Source organism: Sphingorhabdus sp. EL138, from assembly GCF_900258045.1.
GTDB lineage: Bacteria > Pseudomonadota > Alphaproteobacteria > Sphingomonadales > Sphingomonadaceae > Parasphingorhabdus.
Genome location: NZ_OGVD01000004.1, coordinates 518,024 through 539,067, shown reverse-complemented (window position 1 = coordinate 539,067; position 21,044 = coordinate 518,024). Strand labels below are relative to the sequence as shown.

The following is a 21,044-nucleotide window of genomic DNA, read 5'->3' as shown; positions in this document are numbered from 1 at the left end:
AGTGCATAAATGCATCAAGTTTTGCGAAACCCCCTGCCCCAACCGGAGCGATCAATCAATGGTCAATCAACAGGCTGTTAACCAGAGATTGCCCTGAATAATCCAAAAGAGGCCAAATCATTAAACGTCACCACCAACATGAACATTACCACCAGTGCAAAACCCGATCGAAACGCCCATTCCTGAACCATAGGATTAGCAGGCTTTCGCCGGACCGCTTCTATGGCATAGAACATCAAATGCCCACCATCGAGCATGGGGATTGGCAGGAGGTTGATGAACCCTAAGTTAATTGAGATTAACGCTACAAAGAATATGAACTGGCTCAGCCCAGCAACAAATTGTTCACCTGAAACCTGTGCAATTTTAAGCGGTCCACCTAATTCTGTAACCGACCTTCGGCCGCTGATCACCTGTCCCAATGTTGTCACGATGAGATCCACAATCTCGCCGGTCTGACGCGTTGCGACAATAGGCGCCTCCCATAGCGGGACATCCCGTCGTTCGACGCTACCCGGCGATATCCCCAGCAGGCCAATCCGGTATTCATTTCCGAACCGATCTTTCTCAATACGCACGCCGATTTTGGCTTCTTTTGCGATGACCGTACCATCCCGCTCGAAGGCGATCTCCACAGTTTCATCAGGAATGATAGAAATTTCGCGCGATAAATCAGTAAAACGGCCAATAGAATCACCATCAATAGAGACGATTTTATCGCCTTCCTTCAAACCGATACCGTCGGCGGTCGAATTTTCTGCAACCGTTCCAACCACCGGTGGTGTCACGCTCTCTCCAAAAGTCAGGGCGAAGCCCGCTAAAATCAAAATGGCGAAAAGGAAATTAATCGCTGGCCCTGCAAAAACAATCGCAGCCCTTTGCCATAAGGATTTAGATTGAAAGGTTTGATTGCGTTCTTCCGGAGGCAACTTCAGCCAATCGTCGCCGGGTGTACTGGCGGGATCCATATCTCCAGCAAACTGGACATAGCCGCCAAGTGGCAATGCGCAGATTTTCCATCTGGTGCCGCGCTTGTCATTCCAGCCGACCAGTTCCTTGCCAAAACCGATGGCGAACGTATCGGCCTTTACACCGCACCAGCGTCCAACCAGATAGTGCCCCATTTCATGGATGAAGACGAGCACACCGATAGTAAGCAAAAAAGCAAATAAAGTCAGCAATATGCCTGGATTTTCAGTCAAACTCTAACATCCTCAATCATGGTTGCGGTTCGTTCCCGCACTTCTCTATCAATCCCAAAAATATCCACAAGATCATTGGGTACCGGCGGGCTATAGCTGTCAATAATGCGCGATACAATCTCAGTGATTTCCAGAAACTGAACATCTTCCTTCAGGAAGGCTGCAACCGCAATTTCGTTGGCTGCATTCAATATGGCCGGAACCGCACCACCAGCCTCTATGGCGTCACGCGACAGCTTTATCGCCGGGAAGCGATCATGATCAGGCGTTTCAAAGTCCAAGCGAGTGATTTTGGCCAGATCAAGCGGCAAACAGTCAGTTGTCATGCGTTCTGGCCAGGCCAGCGCGCTGGCGATGGGAATGCGCATATCCGGCGACCCCAACTGCGCCAATGTGGACCGGTCCTTATATTCCACCATGGAATGAATAACCGATTGTGGATGGACCAATATGTCAATATTCTCCAAACCAACCGGAAACAGATGATGGGCCTCAATCAGCTCAAGCCCCTTGTTCATCATGGTGGCACTATCGACAGATATCTTGGCACCCATGTCCCAATTGGGATGCGCCACGGCCTGCTCTGGTGTGACCGACGCCATCTGTTCTCTGGACCATGTTCGGAAGGGTCCGCCGCTGGCCGTCAGCGTAATCTTGCGAACCTGATCAACGCGCCCGCCCTGTAAGGACTGGAAGATTGCATTATGTTCTGAATCTACCGGTAGCAACGTTGCGCCGGCCGCCCTGGCCTGCGCCATCATCAGCGCGCCGGCGGAAACCAGAGCCTCTTTATTAGCCAGCGCGACTGTCTTTCCGCACTTCAAGGCCGCCAGTGTTGGCGGCAAACCGGCACAGCCAACGATTGCAGCCATTGTCCAGTCAGCACCCAGCGCGGCAGCGTCAACCAGCCGTTCCGGCCCGGCGGCAACTTCGGTTTTTGTGCCGGTTAGCAGGTTTTTGAGGGCTTCATATTGATTGCTATCAGCGATAACGGCGATCTCAGCGTCAAATTCAATGGCCAGCTTCGCCAGTTCTTCAGCATTGCTATTCGCGGTCAGTGCAAGAATGCGATATTTGTCACGCTCCAGACGAACAAGGTCGAGCGTGGATGTACCTACCGAACCAGTGGCCCCGAATATGGAAATAGTTCTGGGTGATGCGTGGTTCATTGGCCGCCAAATAATATGATGATCGCAACAACAGGTGCGACCGGAATCAGGCCATCCAGCCTGTCCATGACTCCGCCGTGGCCGGGGAATATGGTGCCGCTATCCTTGACCCCTGCCTGCCGTTTCATCTGGCTCTCAAACAAGTCGCCCATTTGAGCGAGCACAGCCAGCGGAATGCTCAGCAGGACCAGACGGAACGGCAGTTGAAAGTAAACGTGCAGGGCAAAACTGAACAAGGCTGTCACAATCACGCCCCCGATCAATCCCGCCCAGGTTTTGTTTGGGCTATAGGTCGGTGCCAGCTTTGGTCCGCCGATCGCACGGCCTGAAAAATAGGCACCGATATCCGTCGCCCAGACCAGTGCCAGCGTCCAGAACAAAATAAGCAACCCATTATCAGTGCCTCGCAGATACAGGACGGAAAGCGCTGGTAATCCAGCATAAATTATCCCCAGAGACAATTTTATCGAGCGGTCAAAAACCGCGATGAACATCGCCGCGCCGAGTAATAGTCCCAGTGCAAGAAACGACGGTCCGGCGGCCAGATATGACATGATCGCAAGTGGGACTGACAGGGCATAAAGGGCAAGGCGCTTATTCTCCAGTCGCCCCGTCAGTTCAGCCCATTCAGACATTATGCCCAGTGACATTAGTATCACCAAAAACCACAAAGCGTGCCTGCCAATTTCATGGTCGCCCACTACAAGCGTAACGACCGTTACTGCCACCAGTGCAACGCCGACAATGATCCGGGTCAACAGTTCATTCGGCGGCTTTTTTACAGGACTGGCGGGATCGTTCATGACTCAACGTCCGCCGAAACGGCGTTCCCGGTCCCCAAATGATTTCAAAGCGCTCTGCAGCTCTCTTTTATCAAAGTCTGGCCATAGGGCATCGGTAAAATAGAGCTCGGAATAGGCCGCCTGCCAAAGCAGGAAATTGGAAAGACGCAATTCGCCAGATGTACGGATCAAAAGATCAAGCGGTGGCAGTCCGGCGGTATCCAGGGCTCCAGACATATGGCTAATGTTAATCTGATCTGGCTCTACATCACCACGCTTCACAGCCTCAGCAATATTCTGCACCGCCCTCAGCATTTCGTCCTGTGCACCGTAGTTCAAAGCAATGGCGAGCGTCATCTTGTTGTTGTCAGCCGTCCGCTCCAGAGCATTGTCGATCAATTGCACAATATCACTGTCGAGTGCCTTGTAGTTTCCAATGACCTTCAGGCGAATGCCGTTTTCGTCAAATTCATCAATGTCCGACTGAATATATTGGCGGAGCAAACCCATCAAATCAGTGATTTCATCAGCTGGCCTGCTCCAGTTTTCTGAAGAGAAAGCATAGAGGGTCAGCGCCTCGATACCCATTTCTCCTGCAACCCGAACAATGCTGCGAACAGTCTCGACACCCTTTTTATGGCCCATTGCCCGCGGCAAATGTTTCTTTTTTGCCCAGCGACCATTGCCGTCCATAATGATCGCGACGTGACGCGCGCCATAGGTCAGGTCAGCTACGTGTGATCCCTGCGTATCTGGATCGATCGATCCTTTCTTGGATGGCGCCAGCCTCACTGCGTGAGGATTTCCTGTTCTTTGGCAGATGACAGCTTGTCTGCTTCTTCGATCATCTGGTCGGTCAGTTTTTGAACCTCTGTCTCCAACCGTTTCTTGTCATCTTCACCGATTTCCTTCTTATTCTCATCGGCTTTGATGTCATCCATGCCGTCGCGCCGGACATTGCGGATTGCAATCCGTGCTTTTTCAGCAAACTGACCAGTCATCTTGGCCAGCTCCTTACGGCGCTCTTCGGTCAGGTCGGGAATGGGCAGCCGGATATTGGGACCATCAACCATAGGATTAAGACCCAATCCCGCGGACCGTACGGCTTTTTCCACCGGCTGAATATTGCCCTTGTCCCAGACTTGAATAGACAGCATGCGGGGCTCTGGCACGGACACTGTTGCCACCTGGTTGAGCGGCATCTTTGCGCCATAAACTTCTACCGTTATGCTATCGAGCAACGCCGTGTTGGCACGCCCTGTCCGTAGTCCGCTCAGATCATGCTTCAAAGCCTCAAGAGAAGCACTCATCCGCTTTTCAAGGCTGCCTTTATCATATTGTGCCATCGCTCAATTCTCCCAATATCTATTCTGTTGCACCGACGATGGTCGCCGTACCGCCACCGCCAAGGACAGTCGCCAGATTGCCTTGCTCACGGATGGTAAAAACAACAATCGGAATATTATTTTCACGGCACAGCGCTACAGCACTGGCATCCATAACCTTCAAATTATCGGTCAGCACCTGATCGAAGCTCAGCGCATCATAGCGCGTCGCATCCGGATTGGTTTTCGGATCAGCGTCATAGACACCGTCCACGCTAGTCCCTTTAAACAGAGCTTCACAGCCCATTTCCGCCGCGCGCAAGGCCGCGGCTGTATCGGTCGTAAAATACGGGTTGCCGGTGCCGGCCGCGAATATAACGATTCGGCCTTTTTCGAGATGCCGGACTGCTTTGCGGCGAATATAGGGCTCGCAAACGCTTGCCATTGGAATGGCTGACAAAACCCGTGTGTCACACCCCATTTGTTCGAGCGCATTTTGCACGGCAAGCGCATTCATTACTGTGGCCAGCATGCCCATATAGTCCGCGCTGGTCCTATCGAAACCTTTAGCCGCTGCCGCCAGTCCGCGGAATATGTTCCCGCCGCCGACGACCAGACATAACTCATAACCCGCTTCTTTCGCAGACTTCACTTCGGCCGCGATCCGATTCACCGTTTCCGGATCGATTCCGAATTCTCCGGACCCCATCAACGCCTCGCCAGAAAGCTTCAGCAAAATGCGCTTAAACGCTGGTCTTTTCATGCAAACTCCATCCCGCTAACTGTCATGTATCAGCACCAAATACGACAATGGCGCAGACCATAGATAGTCCGCGCCATTGCGCCAAGTGTTAATGCGTCCAACTGATATTTGGACGCAAATTTGGTTGTTTAGCTTCCGAGCGTTGCAGCCACTTCCGCTGCAAAATCTTCTTCTTTCTTCTCGATACCTTCGCCAAGCTGGAAGCGAACATATTCGATCAGCTTGATTTCAGCGCCAGCATCCTTGCCAGCTTGCTCGACGACCTGAGCGATTGGCGTTTTATTGTCCATGACGAAAATCTGGCTGAGCAGCGCGTTTTCTTTAGCAAATTTCGCCATCGCGCCGTCGACCATTTTCTCGACGATATTCGCTGGCTTGCCGGATTCAGCGGCTTTTTCAGCGGCAATTGCGCGCTCGCGCTCCAGCATGTCCTGATCCAGACCATCAGCGTTCAACGCCAATGGGAAGGCCGCAGCAATATGCATGGCGATCTGTTTACCGAGCGGCTCCAGAACGTCAGCGCCGGCGGTGCTTTCCAGCGCGACCAGCACGCCGATTTTGCCCATTGTAGGCGTCACGGCATTATGGACATAAGGCACAACGGTACCGCTGCTGACCGCAACGGTTTTCATCCGGCGGATCGCCTGGTTTTCACCGATGGTTGCGATATTGTTGGTCAGAGTGTCCTGAACCGTACCGCCAGCAGGATAGTCTGCTGCTGCCAGAGCTTCGACATCATCGCTGCCCAGACCCAATGCAACTTCGGTCACGCCGGTTACAAAGGCTTGGAACTGGTCATTCTTGGCAACAAAGTCGGTTTCACTGTTCACTTCAACAGCAACGCCTTTGGTACCGGATACGGCCACGCCGACAAGGCCTTCAGCCGCGGTACGGCTAGATTTCTTCTGAGCGGCAGCAAGGCCCTTGGTGCGCAGCAAATCAACCGCTGCTTCCACGTCACCATTTGTTTCGTTCAATGCTTTTTTGCAATCCATCATGCCAGCGCCGGTGCGCTCACGCAGTTCTTTCACTGCTGCTGCTGTAATAGCCATGTTCCTAGTTCCTCAATTTCGTGTGTGAGAATGTAATGCTTCTAATAAAATGAAGGGGCAGCACCTATGCCGCCCCGCCATTTTCCTATGCGGTCAATATATGACCGCACCAAGACGCTTCAAGCTTAGGCCTTTTCGTCGGCTTTCTTGTCGTCGTCCTTTTTAGCGGCAGCTTTTTTAGCTGGCGCTTTCTTGGCTGGTGCCTTTTTTGCAGCTGCTTTCTTGGCTGGTGCCTTTTTGGCAGCTGGTTTTTTGGCAGGAGCTTTTGCTTCTTCAGCAGGCTTTTCTTCTGCCGGTTTTTCTGCTGCAGCAGGAGCTTCTTCAGCCGCAGGCGCTTCAGCCGGTGCCGCTTCCATCTCTGCAACTGCAGCCGCTTCACCAGCGGCCATTGCACTTGCATTGGCTTCGCTGGAAACAATGGCTTCTACCGGAGGAGCCACTTCGGCGCCCAAATCCTTACCAGATGCCACAGCCGCTTCCTGGCCGCCTTTGGTCGCAGCTGCAGCCACGGATTCGCAGTAAAGACGAATGGCGCGCGCCGCGTCATCATTGCCCGGTACCGGGAAAGCGATGTTGCTGGGGTCGACGTTAGAATCGAGGATCGCCACAACCGGAATACCAAGAACATTGGCTTCTTTAATCGCGAGCTCTTCCTTGTTGGCGTCAATCACGAACATCACGTCGGGAATACCGCCCATGTCGCGGATACCGCCCAAAGACAGTTCCAGCTTGTCGCGCTCACGCGTCATCTGCAGGGCTTCTTTCTTGGTGAAGCCAGCCATGTCACCGGAAAGCTGCTCTTCGAGCGTCTTCATCCGGCGGATCGAGTTGGAAATGGTTTTCCAGTTGGTCAGCATGCCGCCGAGCCAGCGATGGTTGACGAAATGTTGTCCGCTTGCACGGGCTGCTTCTGCGATAGGCTCTTGTGCCTGACGCTTGGTACCAACGAAAAGGACCTTGCCGCCGGAAGACACTGCATTTGCAATGAAATCAAGCGCGCGAGCGAACAAAGGAACGCTCTGCGAAAGGTCAAGAATGTGGACGCCGTTACGGGCTCCAAAGATGTACGGTTTCATCTTTGGATTCCAGCGGTGGGTCTGGTGGCCGAAATGCGATCCGGCTTCAATCAATTGCTGTAGGGTGACGACAGGGGCCGCCATAATATTTCTCCTTATCCGGTTATGCCTCTGGAAAGCTGAGAACCTCAAACGACCTGAAAGGCCGGTATCAGCACCGGTATGAGCGCTTTCCATGTGGAATGAGCGTGCCGTTAGAGCGATGCGGCGCGAAATGCAAGCCTAAACTTCGGAAACGCGGCAGGACTGGACAGATTGATCTATCTTCGCTGTTAAGCGTTCCTGATCAGCTGTCCGGGCCTTGCGCCCGTTGATTCATCAAATCGACGGATCACTTCCCCTGAAACAATGGTAGCATCATAACCGGTCGCGCGCTGATGAAGGCGTTGACCACCCGCCGGCAGATCACGTACGATTTCAGGCAGGTGTAGTTTCAAGCCGTCCAGGTTGATGACATTGATATCAGCCTTGGCCCCCGGCTTCAGCAAGCCACGCTCCGGCAGCCCGACCGCTTTGGCCGCTTTGTGCGACAGCATATGTACCGCCTCGGCAAGGTCAAAACGCAGATCTCCCGGATTTTGAACAAATTGCGTCAGCAAAAAGGTTGAATAGCTCGCATCGCAGATTGCGCCATAATGCGCGCCGCCATCGCCAAGGCCTGGGATACAATGCGGATGACTGAGCATTTCATGCGCGCTATCGAGCGTCGCATCCTCATAATTGCCCAGCGCAGCAAGAAACAACCCTTTGCCCTCGGTTTCCAACAGCCGGTCATAGGCGATTTCCTGAGGCGAGCAGCCTTTCGCCTTTGCCTGCCCAGCCATGCTCATTTCCTTTGGCGGGGCATAATCTGGCGGATCGTCCAGCGGGAACAGCCAGTTCCAGTCCCGGGCGAGCTCGTTAAACGGGTGGCCTTTTTCAAAGTCTTCAGTGATCAGGGCTTCCCGCAACTCCGGATCGCGCATCGCAGCGACCTGCTCCTCAACAGACAAGTCGGCAATTTTGGACCAACTCGGGCAAAGCACGAACGGATGCACCGTCAGTTCCAGGCCCGCGATCAAGCCAATCGGACGGGGCATGATCTGCGCCGTGGCTTTGCCGCCGCTGGCATTGGTTTGATCGATCATGTCGAGCACCTTGCGCCAGCGTGGCGGGCCATCATTCCCCGAGGCCAATGTAAAGGTGGCAGGTCGGCCGCTCGCCTCGACCACCCGCTCGATCACCTTATACTCTTTGTCCCAGCCAACAAAGGCATCGAGCACGACCTGAAATGTACCTGCCCCGGCATCGGCCATTCCGCCACAAATCGCTTCCAGCTCCTGAACATCAGCTTCAAATGTCGGAATACTTCCGCCATCCGCCGTTTTGTGTATCGACAATCGTGAAGTGGCAAAACCCAGCGCGCCGGCTTCAATTGCTTCCTTAGACAGCTTGCGCATAAGCGCCAGATCGTCGTCATTGGCCGGTTCTCGCGAAGCGCCGCGCTCGGCCATGGCATAAACCCGGAGCGGCGAATGCGGCAGATAAGCGGCGACATCAATATCGCGTTTGCCCTTCGCCACAGTATCCAGATATTCCGGAAATGTTTCCCAGTTCCATGGCAAGCCATCCGCCATCACGACACCGGGTATATCCTCCACCCCTTCCATGACATTGATCAGCAGATCATGGTCGTCTTTTCGGCAAGGAGCGAACCCGACACCGCAATTACCCATTACCGCGGTTGTTACGCCGTGCGAGGATGAAGGACTTAATTCTTCCGCCCAGATGCACTGGCCATCATAATGGGTATGCACATCGATAAAACCCGGCGTCACAATCCGGTCAGTGGCATCAATTTCTTCGCGGCCACTACCGGTTACCTCTCCTATGGCAGAGATTTTACCATCGGAAACAGCTATGTCACCTTCAATAAGCGCGCCGCCACTGCCATCGGCAATAGTACCTCCCCGGATCACCAGATCATGTTCCATAGTCATCTCTCTCATCCTCAGATTGCCTGCATCAGGCCGCCGATAAGCGAGCCCAGAACAAAAATGTATATGGGCGGCATGCTGAGGTAAATCCACAGCAACCGCTTTTCCGATGCCCTATGATAACCCAAGGCATAGCCCACGCGCATGACGGGCCAGACTAGTCCAATCCCGGCAGCCCAGACCGGGTTGACCGCGTAAGCGAAGAGCCACAACCCGGGCAGGAACAGAACCAGATGCTCAAGTGTATTATGATGGGCACGAACATAGCGTTCATATTCCGGAGGGCCGCTGTGCGATGGCGCTTCAATTTTGAACCTGCCCCGCGCCAAACCAGCCATCAGCAGAGTGAAATAGTAAGCCAGCAGCGCGAGCGCGCTGACGATAACTACATAGATATAAGGGTCTACCGGCATTCACACTCTCTCTCTTTCGACCGGCCGATCATAGAGGGGATGAAACGGAAGACCATTATGTAATTGGATAAGATCGGACCTTTGAAAACAGGCTAAGCCTGACCATCGTACAACTTGAAAGGTCGTGAGCTACCCTGGCTCCGAGACTTCCGCATCAGCAGCAGGATGTAACCTTTTCGCCACTTGATGCGTATTTCAAGCACGTTTCAGATAATATTTGACAAGAGAACATATTTAGAACATTAAAGGTTCATAGAAAGAACATACGGGATTTTGACATGCTGACATTCGCTATTGCCACCTTTTTTGCCCTCGCCTTGATTGGCGCAGTTCTGACCATCGGGATGATGTTTCATACTTATCAGGACAAGATAATGGCCGTGATAGTTGCGGAACTTGGTGAGAAGAACGTCGGTGCGCTGGCTGTCTCGCAGCGCAATCGTGGGCCAGCGAACAAGGCTTGCCGGACTAGCCCGCGCCGCCGGACTGTTCGAACAGTTCCTTTGCGCGCTGCCGCTTGACCTTTGCGTAGCCACGGATGCTGAACGGAATCAGAACGATATAGCCGATACTGATCACACTTAATGTTATCCACGGATTGTTAATAAGCGCGACACCGAGCAGAGCGAAGCCTGCAAGAGCCTCCAGACGGATATTCTTACGCAACCGAAGTGAGGACCAACTGTATGTGGCTGTGTTGGAGATCATGAGGAAGGCGATGAGCACAATCCATGGTCCGACCACAAAATAATGGCGAAACAGCTCCTGATCAGTAATCACCCAGAGATATAAGGGCAGCATGGCGAGACCGGCAGCGACCGGAGCTGGAATGCCGGTTAAAAACCCGGCCGACTTGTGCGGCTGATCCTCGTCATCAATATGGGCGTTGAACCGGGCCAGCCGTAACGCACAACCCACGGCCATGGTCAGGGATATCACCCAGCCAAATTGCGGCATATGCTGCAGTGACCAGAAAAACATGACAAGCGCTGGCGTTACGCCAAAAGCAATCACGTCGGAAAGCGAATCGAGTTCCGCACCAAAACGGCTTTGAGCATTCAATAACCGGGCGATGCGCCCGTCCAATCCGTCCAATATGCCGGCCAGGACAACGGCGCCGGCAGCCAGTACCCAATTTTCCAGAAATGCAAAGCGCACACCGCTGAGACCGACGCAAAGCGCCAATGCAGTCACCGCGTTCGGTGTAAAGGCTCGCAGCGATATACCCCGTTCCGGTCGTTTGGTGTGCTCATTATCTGCCATTAACTAGAGCGGGTCCTGAACAGTTGCCTTGGTCGTCATTGACCAATGCCTTCAATTTCTTTCACTTGCCCGATTTCAGCAATAACCGTTTCTCCGGCAATGGTCCGCTGTCCCAAAACCACATTGGGTGTTGTGCCCTTGGGCAGGTAAACATCGACGCGGCTACCAAAACGAATCAGGCCAATACGCTGCCCGACCGCAACGAAATCGCCTTCTTTCACGAAGGACATGATCCGCCGTGCGACCAGTCCAGCTATCTGGGTAAAGCCAACCTTCAGACCATCATTGCGTTCGACCATGAAATGCTGGCGCTCGTTTTCGTCGCTAGCTTTATCAAGATCAGCGTTCAGGAACTTGCCTGATATATAGGCCTGCCGTTTCACAGTACCTTCAATGGGCGTGCGATTGATGTGCACGTCAAAAACGCTCATGAAGATTGAGACGCGGATCAGTTCCTCGTCCCCGAGACCGCCCTCACCCTGTAATTCCAGCGGTGGTACCACCGGCATGATCAAATTGACCAGCCCGTCCGCCGGTGCAACAATATATTTATCATCCAGAGGCGTGACCCGTTTCGGATCACGGAAAAAGGCCAGCACCCAGATGGTAACACCGGCCATAGGCCATGCGAGCGTTTCCCATGCGAAAAAAGCAAAGACTGCAGTAATGGCCGCCGAGATGACCGCAAATTTGCGGCCTTCGGGGTGGACCGGTGGAAAAGACCATTTGGCTTCGCCAAGGCCTTTGTTTGAATATTTTTCTATCGCCATGGATGTTCCTTAGAAGCAGTGTCCTGCTCTGACAATACTCCTGCAGCAGTTTTGCAGGATCAATGACGAGAGTTTTGAACAGATGGTTGAACATATTGCGATCTTTGCTAAGAGATCGTCATCTTGGATTCCTCCCACCGAATGCTTCGATAAACATTGCTTGCAGGAAAGAATAATTTCTATGTCTAAAATTAAGGTCAAAAACCCGGTCGTCGAACTTGATGGCGATGAGATGACACGGATCATCTGGCAATGGATTCGCGAAAAGCTGATCGAACCTTATCTGGACATTGACCTGCATTATTATGATCTCGCCATACAGGTGCGCGATGATACCAATGACAAAATCACGGTTGATGCCGCCAATGCAATCAACAAACATGGTGTTGGCGTAAAATGTGCAACCATCACGCCAGACGAAGCACGGGTCGAGGAATTCGACCTCAAGCGGATGTGGAAATCACCAAATGGCACCATCCGTAATATTCTTGGCGGTGTTGTTTTCCGTGAGCCAATCGTAATTGATAATGTGCCCCGGCTCGTACCGGGCTGGACTGACCCAATCGTGGTTGGCCGTCACGCTTTTGGCGACCAGTATCGCGCAACTGACTTTAAAGTCCCTGGCCCGGGTAAGCTTCGTCTGGTTTTTGACGGTGACGATGGCACCAAGATCGATGAGGAAGTGTTCCAGTTCCCATCTCCTGGCGTTGCGATGGCTATGTATAATCTGGATGATTCCATCCGCGACTTTGCCCGTGCTTCCATGAATTATGGCCTTAATCGCAACTGGCCTGTCTATCTCTCCACCAAGAACACGATCATGAAAGCCTATGACGGACGCTTCAAAGACCTGTTCGAGGAAGTGTTCGAAACCGAGTTTAAGGATAAGTTTGAAAAAGCGAACATCCTCTACGAACATCGCCTGATCGACGACATGGTCGCCGCCGCAATGAAATGGAGCGGCAAATTTGTCTGGGCCTGTAAAAATTATGATGGTGACGTTCAGTCCGACACGGTTGCACAGGGCTTTGGTTCACTTGGTTTGATGACGTCAGTGTTGATGACTCCAACTGGCAATACCGTGGAAGCAGAAGCGGCCCATGGCACGGTTACGCGCCACTATCGCCAGCATCAGGAAGGCAAAGCGACCTCTACCAATCCTATCGCCTCCATCTTCGCATGGACCCGCGGCCTTATTTATCGTGGCAAGTTCGACGATACGCCAGAAGTCACGCGCTTTGCCGAAACGCTTGAGAAAGTCTGTATCCAGACCGTGGAGAGCGGCAGCATGACAAAGGATTTGGCGATCCTCATCGGTCCGGATCAGAGCTGGATGACAACCGAACAATTCTTTGAAGCGGTTCGCTCCAATCTCGAAACGGAAATGCAAAACTGGAAATAATCAGGCTTTCGGCGACTGGATATCCTCTCGCCCCAGTCCCATTCCAATGACCGCGCCAGGAATCCGTCGCAATACAGGCACACGGTTCAATATCCGTAACGGCAGAAACGGTTTTTCAATAGCTTCATTGCGCGCAAGTAATGGGGCAATGAATCGGTCTTGCGCAAGTTTTTGAACGGCCTGCATACGTTTGACCGGTTTTATCCGGCGTCGATAGATCTGCTCCAATAACATATCAGGATTCTTTCCTTGCGCCATGGGTGCAGCAAGAACATTTGCGGCCGTGACGGCGTCTTGGACAGCAACATTAATTCCGACACCGCCAATAGGCGACATAGCATGCGCTGCATCGCCAATGACCAGCAAGCCAGGTCTATGCCACCTCAGCAGCCTATCAAGAGAAACTTCCAATATCTTGACCTGCGCCCAGTCTTCAATCTGATCAAATGCGTTGGCTAGATCGGGTACCAAGGTCTTAAGGCTGGCTCGGAATTTCTCGATACCTTCTTGACGTACCGCATCAGCCTTTCCTTTTGCGAACAGATAAGCGCATTGAAGATATTCACCGCGGTCAATCATTACCATGAATCGTCCAGCGCTGATGGTTCCGGCCAGATCGCCAGCATAGTCATGCGGTTTGTCGACCCGGAACCAAAATACATCCATCGGTGCTCCAATATTCTCTATTGGAAACTCCGCTTTTTCGCGCAGAACAGAGCGTCGCCCATCAGCCGCAATCACCAGTTTCGACCGCAGAATTTCGCCCGAAGAGGTCAGCACGCCGCTTACCCGGTCTTCACTGTCATAGTCTAGGTCGGTGGCTTCGGTTTTCATGCGAAGTTCAAATCCCGGATAAACGGAAGCCTGAGTCGCAATAAAGTTGAGCAAGTCCCATTGTGGCATCATCGCGATGTACGGCGCGGCAACCGGAAGGTGCTGCATATCAGCGATCCGCATGATCCTGCCAGCAACCCGAACAGAAAAACTGTCCAGTCTGCTGTGCGGTATCTTCAGCAGTTCATCGAGCAATCCCAATTGGTGGAACAGTTCAAGTGTCGAAGGGTGTACCGTGTCACCGCGAAAATCTCTCAGGAAATCAGCATGCTTCTCTAGAACTGTCACTGTCAAACCGGCCCTGGCGAACAGCAAGCCCGCCATCATCCCCGCCGGACCGCCACCAACGATCAATATATCAGTGCTGGCTTCATTCATGATGGCATTTGCTCAATTGATAGTGCTGACAAATACCATCTTTCGCGTATAGATGGCGCCATGTCCACTCCACTCGACAATCCCGCATTTATTGACGCTATAGTCATATTGGGAGCGGCAGGGCTTGTCATTCCCGCCTTCGCGCGTTTCAGGATCACGCCGATTATCGGTTTCATTCTGGTCGGAATCTTGCTTGGCCCTTCGGGACTCGGCGCTCTGTCAGGCCAATATGACTGGCTCAAATTTGTCACCATCAATGATCGAGAGGCGATAGAGCCCTTTGCCGAGTTCGGGATAATCCTGCTGCTATTTTCCATCGGCCTGGAACTTTCATTCAAACGGCTTTGGTCCATGCGGCAACTCGTATTCGGTGTGGGCGCTGCAGAGTTGACCATTTCAGGCCTGATAATCGGCTTTGTCCTTTATCTGATCGGACAGAATCCCGCAGGTGCACTTGGCCTGGGCCTGGCTCTGGCCTTATCGTCCACGGCTCTCGTGTTGCCAATGTCCGGCACCAAAACTCCGGTTGGTCGCGCTGCCCTGGCTATGCTCCTGTTCGAAGATGTTGCCATCGTGCCCATCATTTTTCTGCTTGGTGCCCTCGCTCCTTCCTATGCCAGCGGATCGTCATGGGAAGAGTTGGTCAATACCCTTATTATTGGCGGTGCGGTGATAATCGGAATGCTGGTGCTCGGACGACTATTGCTCCCGCGGATTTTCGCTCAAGCGGCACGGACAAAAAGCCCTGAGCTCTTTTTATCCGTCAGCCTGTTGGTCATCATCCTCGCCAGCCTTGCGACGGCCGCGACCGGTCTCTCACCGATAGTGGGCGCGCTTTTGGCGGGGCTACTTATCGCCGAGACCGAATATCATGGAGAGGTGGAGGTTATCACTGCTCCCTTTAAGGGGCTAGCGCTCGGTGTGTTTCTGATCACCGTCGGGATGCAGATCGACATTCGCGTAATTCTCGAAAACTGGGCCAGCCTTATTACCGCTGTTGTCGGAGTGGTGCTGGTCAAGGCAATCGTAACCGGCGGTCTGCTGCGGTTTGCCGGTGCACGGCCAGGCACAGCCACTGAGGCTGGCGTATTGATGTCCAGTCCATCGGAAACCACCCTGATCGTTCTTGCCGCCGCCACCCAAGCACAACTTATTCAGCCACAAACCGCTGCCTTCTGGCAGATTGTTACAGCAATTGGTCTTACCATCACGCCCCTATTGGCCAGGTTTGGCCATGATATGGCCAGGCGCATTGAGCTGCGAGGCGAAAATATTGAAGCCACCGACGATCAGGTCATCGATGCCGAGAAAACGATAATCATTGGCTTTGGCAGAGTTGGGCGTTTGGTGGCGGACATGATGCGGGCACATGACCAGAACTATCTGGCGATAGAGTCGAATATTGATGTAGTGGCTGACGCCCGGCGGGACGGTTATCCGATTATCTTTGGGAATGTAGCGCGCAATGAAATGCTGGATCGGCTGCGGCTTGGGCACGCTAAGGCGCTCGTATTGACGATGGACGAACCGGTTCTCTCCGTCCAGGTTGTGAAGAAGGTTCGCGCATGGGTTCCCAATTTGCCAATTATTGTACGCGCCCGGGACACAGAGCACGCGGCCGAGCTTTATCAGGCCGGCGCCACCAATGCGGTACCTGAGGCACTGGAAGGGTCACTGCAATTATCAGAGGCGATACTGGTGGAAAACGGCGTCGCCATGGGCCCCGTCATTGCGTCCATCCATGAGAAACGGGATCAGATTCGGCACCAGATCCAAAAAGACGGTGATCTGGAAGTTGGACCAAAGCTTAAATCATCGGCTTTGGACGATAGCGCCGTTCCTGCGACAAAACTCAGCCCGCAAGAATAGCCTTTATCGCAGCAATAGCATCATCGGCTTTGGGCCCTTCAGGTCCGCCGCCTTGCGCCATGTCAGGGCGACCACCACCACCTTTTCCGCCGACAGCTGCGACAGCAGACTGAACCAGATCAACTGCATTATGAGAGCCGGTCAGATCATCCGTGACGCCGACAGCCACTGTGGCGCGGCCATCGTTGACCGCGATCAGGGCGCTGATACCGCTGCCCATTTTCTTTTTTTCTTCATCAATCAGGCCGCGAAGCTCTTTGGGGTTTAGGCCATTTATCACCTGGCCGCTAAACGAAACATCGCCAATGACTTCCACTTCGTTCTTTGCGGAGCCGCCACCATCTCCGGCCAGTGCCAAAGCCTTTTTCGCTTCCGTCAACTCGCGGTCGAGCTTCTTACGCTCTTCCACCAACGCGGACACCCGCTCGGCCGCCTCCTCGGGAGACGCTTTCAAGGCAGCGGCAATGAATTTCAGCTTGCTGTCCCGTTCGCCTAACCACAATCGGGCTGCTTCGCCGGTCAATGCCTCGATGCGACGAACACCGCTCGATACTGCCGATTCAGAGACGATCACCATCAAACCGATATCACCCAGCGCATTGACATGGGTTCCGCCACAAAGCTCAACCGAATAGTCGGTATCATCTTCGACACCCATGGAAAGAACGCGAACTTCATCGCCATATTTCTCACCAAACAGGGCCAGCGCACCAGCGGCAACCGCATCGTCCGGGCTCATCAAGCGGGTCACTACCGTGCTATTACCCCTCACCTGCGCATTCACATCCGCTTCAACAGCCTTGATTTCGGCATCGGTCAAGGCAGTGGGGTGAGAGAAGTCAAATCGCAGACGGTCTGGCGCCACCAGACTGCCCTTTTGTGTCACATGATCGCCCAGATGGTGTCGCAGCGCCTTATGCAGCAAATGGGTCGCGCTATGATTGGCGCGAAGTTCCGTCCGGCGTTTTGAATCGACCACCAGATGGACGGTATCACCGACGGCAACCGCTCCGTTATCTATTTTCATCTGATGTGCGTGAAGGCGACCAAGCGGTTTGCTTGTATCGGCAACACTGGCCGAGAACCCGTCCTGCCCAGACACCATACCGCTGTCACCCATCTGACCACCGCTTTCACCATAGAACGGTGTCTGATTCGTCAGCATCATGACTTCATCACCGGTGTTGGCAGACTGAATTTCTTCGCCGTCCTTGACCAGCGCAATGACAACACCATCACCGGATTCCGCGCTATAGCCCGTGAATTCCGTGCTCCCGTCGCGCTCAGCGATGTTGAACCACACGGTCTCCGATGCCTGATCTCCAGATCCCTTCCAAGCGGCACGGGCAGCGGTCTTTTGTTCTGCCATGGCAGCATCGAAACCATCGCGGTCGACACCCAACGATTTGGCCCGCAAAGCGTCCTCGGTCAGATCATAGGGGAAACCATATGTGTCGTAGAGTTTGAAAGCGGTAGCGCCGGGCAAAACATCGCCGTCCCCCATATCGGCAATCTCGGCATCCAGTAGTTTGAGGCCCTTGTCGAGCGTCCGGCGGAAATTGGTTTCTTCCCGCAACAAGGTCTCCTCGATAAGCGGTTTCGCACGGATCAGCTCTGGAAATGCATTGCCCATTTCACCGGTTAACGCACCGACCATCCGATGCATCAGCGGGTCCTGGGCACCCAGCAAGTGCGCATGGCGCATGGCCCGCCGCATGATCCGCCGCAGTACATAGCCGCGACCTTCATTGGCCGGCAGCACGCCATCTGCCACCAGAAAAGATGAAGCGCGCAAATGATCAGCGATAACGCGGTGACTGGCCTGGTTATCCCCTGTCGTTTCGGTACCGGTTAGAGAACCGGATTGGGCAATCAGTGCCTTGAACAGGTCAATTTCATAATTGTCATGCGTGCCCTGCATCACGGCCGCAACACGCTCTAACCCCATACCGGTATCAATTGATGGCTTTGGCAAATCGATACGATCGCCACCGACATGCTGTTCATATTGCATGAACACCAGATTCCAGATTTCCACAAAGCGATCGCCGTCCTCATCCGGGCTACCGGGAGGGCCACCCAAAATATGATCGCCATGATCGTAAAATATCTCGCTGCAAGGACCGCAGGGACCAGTGTCACCCATGGACCAGAAGTTATCATTGGTCGCGATCCGGATGATCCGTTCTTCCGGTAGTCTTGATATTTTACGCCACAAATCAAAGGCTTCGTCATCAGTATGATAGACGGTCACCGTTAGTCGATCGGCGGAAATTCCCCACGTCTTGGTAATTAATTCCCAAGCGTTGTGGATCGCCTGTTCCTTGAAATAATCGCCAAAGGAGAAGTTACCGAGCATTTCAAAAAACGTATGGTGGCGGGCAGTGTAGCCGACATTATCAAGGTCATTATGCTTGCCGCCGGCACGAACGCATTTCTGGCTTGATGTCGCCGTCGGGAATTTGCTCTTCTCAGCGCCCGTGAAGATATTCTTGAACGGCACCATACCGGCGTTGATGAACATCAACGTCGGGTCATTGTGCGGAATCAGCGGAGACGAAGGAACAACTTCGTGCCCCTGCGCCGCAAAATATTCCAGAAAAGAGCGTCTTATATCGTTGGTGGTAATCATGAAATCGACTTAGGCGAGGCCCGGCCTGTTTACAATCCCGTCAATCGATCGATCAGCAAATTCTGATGCACGATCACGCATAGGCATAAGGACCGCCTTTTTCGAGCGCAGTTTTATATTGCGGCCGTTCATGAATGCGTTTGAGCCATGCCTGCAAATTCGGGAAACGGTCATCCAGACCAGCGCGTGCCTGGCTCGCCTCCAGCGGAAAGCTCATCATCACATCGGCCGCGGTCAGTTCACTACCCGCAAAGTAAGGGCGCGATGCGAGTTCGGTCTCAAGCCATGAGAGCAAGTCCTCTACCATGCCCATTATCGGTTTCTTTGCCGGCCAGCCCAGAAATCCTAGGCGGTTAATAACAAGTGTGCCGAATAGCGGCGGCATCATCGATCCTTCGGCAAAGTGCAGATATTGGGTGTAAAGCTGCGCCCCGGTCCTGTCCTCCGGCGCCCCCAATGTGCCACCCGCTTTCCTGACAAGATATTCGACAATAGCGGCCGTCTCGATAATCACCTGACCATCATCTTCGATCATCGGTGATTTGCCCAGCGGATGGATGGCTTTCAAACTGTCCGGTGCGCGTTGTGTCTTTGGGTGCCGTTCATAGCGCTTGATTTCATAGGGAAGCGCCAATTCTTCCAGCAACCAGAGGATGCGTTGGGACCGGCTGTTTTCGAGATGATGGACAATGATGGTCATGAATTCCCCTTTTGAAGTGATCGCAAATTTACCAGCTCGGTGCTCTACTGCACCCAAAGTTCACACAAATCACACCAGGAAGACCGCAAAAAACATGAACCCGTCAGGTTTTTCCAACTTTTGACAGGAAATTGTTGGATAGCAAATGAAAAGGGCCGTCCTGACTATCGGGGGACAGAAGGACGGCCCGGATGCCAAGGTCCGTCTCGGGGAAAACGGACCGGCAAAACTTGAATTTTGGAGAGAAGGGTAGAGGCGGACCTAGCCCGCCCCTGCACCTATTTTATTCGGTCTCGGCTTCAGCGTCGCCATCGGCTCCGACAGGCCCGGTCATCATCTCATCGGCAATTTCTTCTTCATTGCCGCGAATTTGATTTTCCAGCTTGGCCATCATTTCCGGGTTTTCCAGCAGGAAGCGCTTTGAATTTTCGCGCCCCTGGCCGATCCGTACTGAGTCATAGGAGAACCATGCCCCGGATTTTTCGACCACACCGGCTTTGACCCCGAGATCGATTATCTCACCGACCTTGGAAATACCCTGCCCGTACATGATGTCGAACTCGACCTGCTTGAACGGCGGAGCCACCTTGTTCTTGACCACCTTGACGCGCGTCGAGTTACCGACAATTTCATCGCGTTCTTTGATCTGACCGGTGCGGCGAATGTCAAGACGAACCGACGCATAGAATTTCAGCGCATTACCGCCAGATGTCGTTTCAGGGTTACCGTACATAACACCAATTTTCATGCGCACCTGGTTGATGAAGATCACCATGCATTTGGAACGATTGATTGAGCCGGTCAGCTTGCGTAGCGCCTGACTCATCAAACGAGCTTGGAGGCCAACATGGCTATCACCCATCTCGCCCTCAATTTCAGCCCGCGGGACCAGCGCCGCAACCGAGTCCACGACCAGTACGTCAATCGCATTGGACCGCACCAGCGTATCGGTGATTTCAAGTGCCTGCTCACCCGTATCCGGCTGAGAAACAATCAGCTCATCAATATTCACGCCCAGTGCATTGGCATAGACAGGATCCAGTGCATGCTCGGCATCAACAAAAGCAGCGGTACCACCGGCTTTTTGCGCTTCGGCAATAGCATGCAGCGCCAGAGTAGTTTTACCAGAGCTTTCCGGACCATAAATTTCGATTACACGACCTTTTGGCAATCCCCCGATGCCAAGCGCGATATCCAGCCCCAAGGAACCGGTAGAGATCGACTCGACCTCCATCGCCTTGCGGGAACCCAGCTTCATAGCCGAGCCTTTACCAAAAGCGCGATCAATCTGCGCCAACGCGGCGTCAAGCGCCTTCTGTCTGTCTGATGAGTTCAATTGATTATCCGATTCTACGACTTTTAAATTGCCGGCCATTTGCCTGTCCCCTTCGCTAAATGCTTGTACCTTATCAATCAATGATGGATATGATGTACCGCA

At 53.3% G+C, this 21,044-nt stretch carries 18 protein-coding genes and 1 pseudogene; 3 read left to right on the top strand and 16 right to left on the bottom strand.

The features are described 5' to 3' along the window. Positions 1-77 precede the first annotated feature (77 nt). From rseP to DK507_RS12415, 10 genes and pseudogenes are all read right to left on the bottom strand, one after another. Positions 78-1,202 (bottom strand): RIP metalloprotease RseP, encoded by a 1,125-nt coding sequence (rseP, locus tag DK507_RS12460; RefSeq protein ID WP_109356686.1) that lies wholly within the window; start codon positions 1,200-1,202, stop codon positions 78-80. Continuing rightward, positions 1,199-2,371, bottom strand: coding sequence for a 1-deoxy-D-xylulose-5-phosphate reductoisomerase (gene dxr, locus DK507_RS12455; RefSeq protein WP_109356685.1), 1,173 nt, complete (start codon positions 2,369-2,371; stop codon positions 1,199-1,201). The genes rseP and dxr overlap by 4 nt, the downstream gene beginning before the upstream one ends. Beyond that, on the bottom strand, positions 2,368-3,174 hold the full coding sequence (locus DK507_RS12450; RefSeq protein ID WP_109356684.1) for a phosphatidate cytidylyltransferase: 807 nt from the start codon (positions 3,172-3,174) through the stop codon (positions 2,368-2,370). The genes dxr and DK507_RS12450 overlap by 4 nt, the downstream gene beginning before the upstream one ends. A gap of 3 nt (positions 3,175-3,177) precedes the next feature. After that, positions 3,178-3,915: an isoprenyl transferase gene (locus DK507_RS12445; protein WP_301950675.1), complete on the bottom strand. Its 738-nt coding sequence runs from the start codon at positions 3,913-3,915 to the stop codon at positions 3,178-3,180. Between the two features lie 26 nt (positions 3,916-3,941). Next, positions 3,942-4,499: a ribosome recycling factor gene (frr, locus tag DK507_RS12440; RefSeq protein ID WP_109356682.1), complete on the bottom strand. Its 558-nt coding sequence runs from the start codon at positions 4,497-4,499 to the stop codon at positions 3,942-3,944. 19 nt (positions 4,500-4,518) lie between these two features. Further along, the gene (gene pyrH / locus DK507_RS12435; RefSeq protein ID WP_109356681.1) at positions 4,519-5,241 is read right to left on the bottom strand and encodes a UMP kinase; all 723 of its coding nucleotides are present in this window, start codon (positions 5,239-5,241) and stop codon (positions 4,519-4,521) included. 128 nt (positions 5,242-5,369) lie between these two features. Beyond that, the gene (gene tsf / locus DK507_RS12430) at positions 5,370-6,293 is read right to left on the bottom strand and encodes a translation elongation factor Ts (RefSeq protein WP_109356680.1); all 924 of its coding nucleotides are present in this window, start codon (positions 6,291-6,293) and stop codon (positions 5,370-5,372) included. A 422-nt stretch (positions 6,294-6,715) separates the two neighbouring features. Then, positions 6,716-7,453: pseudogene (rpsB, locus tag DK507_RS12425) on the bottom strand (30S ribosomal protein S2); the annotation flags it as partial. Positions 7,454-7,641: 188 nt separating this feature from the next. Beyond that, a complete protein-coding gene (locus DK507_RS12420; protein WP_216822389.1) occupies positions 7,642-9,348 on the bottom strand; it encodes an amidohydrolase family protein in 1,707 nt (568 codons plus the stop codon). 11 nt (positions 9,349-9,359) lie between these two features. Continuing rightward, positions 9,360-9,758 carry an MAPEG family protein gene (locus DK507_RS12415; protein ID WP_109356678.1) on the bottom strand — a complete coding sequence of 133 codons (399 nt, stop codon included), beginning with the start codon at positions 9,756-9,758 and terminating at the stop codon, positions 9,360-9,362. A 278-nt stretch (positions 9,759-10,036) separates the two neighbouring features. Between DK507_RS12415 and DK507_RS17865 the strand changes: the two genes are divergently transcribed. After that, positions 10,037-10,279: a hypothetical protein gene (locus DK507_RS17865; RefSeq protein ID WP_162559035.1), complete on the top strand. Its 243-nt coding sequence runs from the start codon at positions 10,037-10,039 to the stop codon at positions 10,277-10,279. Here the strand turns inward: DK507_RS17865 and DK507_RS12410 are convergent. After that, positions 10,227-11,021, bottom strand: a complete 795-nt coding sequence (locus DK507_RS12410) for a phosphatidylcholine/phosphatidylserine synthase (protein WP_109356677.1) — start codon at positions 11,019-11,021, stop codon at positions 10,227-10,229. The genes DK507_RS17865 and DK507_RS12410 overlap by 53 nt on opposite strands. Positions 11,022-11,056: 35 nt before the next feature. Next, complete coding sequence (locus tag DK507_RS12405) at positions 11,057-11,791, bottom strand: phosphatidylserine decarboxylase (protein WP_109356676.1); 735 nt, start codon at positions 11,789-11,791, stop codon at positions 11,057-11,059. 181 nt (positions 11,792-11,972) lie between these two features. Between DK507_RS12405 and DK507_RS12400 the strand changes: the two genes are divergently transcribed. After that, complete coding sequence (locus DK507_RS12400; protein WP_109356675.1) at positions 11,973-13,193, top strand: NADP-dependent isocitrate dehydrogenase; 1,221 nt, start codon at positions 11,973-11,975, stop codon at positions 13,191-13,193. Here DK507_RS12400 and DK507_RS12395 read toward each other — a convergent pair whose 3' ends face one another. Further along, entirely contained in the window at positions 13,194-14,405 is a 1,212-nt protein-coding gene (locus tag DK507_RS12395; RefSeq protein ID WP_109356674.1) for an FAD-dependent oxidoreductase, read from the bottom strand. It lies immediately after the preceding gene. A 60-nt stretch (positions 14,406-14,465) separates the two neighbouring features. Between DK507_RS12395 and DK507_RS12390 the strand changes: the two genes are divergently transcribed. After that, a complete protein-coding gene (locus DK507_RS12390; RefSeq protein WP_109356673.1) occupies positions 14,466-16,274 on the top strand; it encodes a cation:proton antiporter in 1,809 nt (602 codons plus the stop codon). On the opposite strand, the gene alaS is transcribed toward DK507_RS12390, so the two are convergent. From alaS to recA, 3 genes are all read right to left on the bottom strand, one after another. Then, a complete protein-coding gene (gene alaS / locus DK507_RS12385; RefSeq protein WP_109356672.1) occupies positions 16,258-18,906 on the bottom strand; it encodes an alanine--tRNA ligase in 2,649 nt (882 codons plus the stop codon). The two genes, DK507_RS12390 and alaS, sit on opposite strands and share 17 nt — an antisense overlap. 73 nt (positions 18,907-18,979) lie before the next feature. After that, a complete protein-coding gene (locus DK507_RS12380; protein WP_109356671.1) occupies positions 18,980-19,606 on the bottom strand; it encodes a glutathione S-transferase family protein in 627 nt (208 codons plus the stop codon). Positions 19,607-19,889: 283 nt separating this feature from the next. Beyond that, a complete protein-coding gene (gene recA, locus DK507_RS12375) occupies positions 19,890-20,981 on the bottom strand; it encodes a recombinase RecA (protein ID WP_109356670.1) in 1,092 nt (363 codons plus the stop codon). Positions 20,982-21,044: the final 63 nt, after the last annotated feature.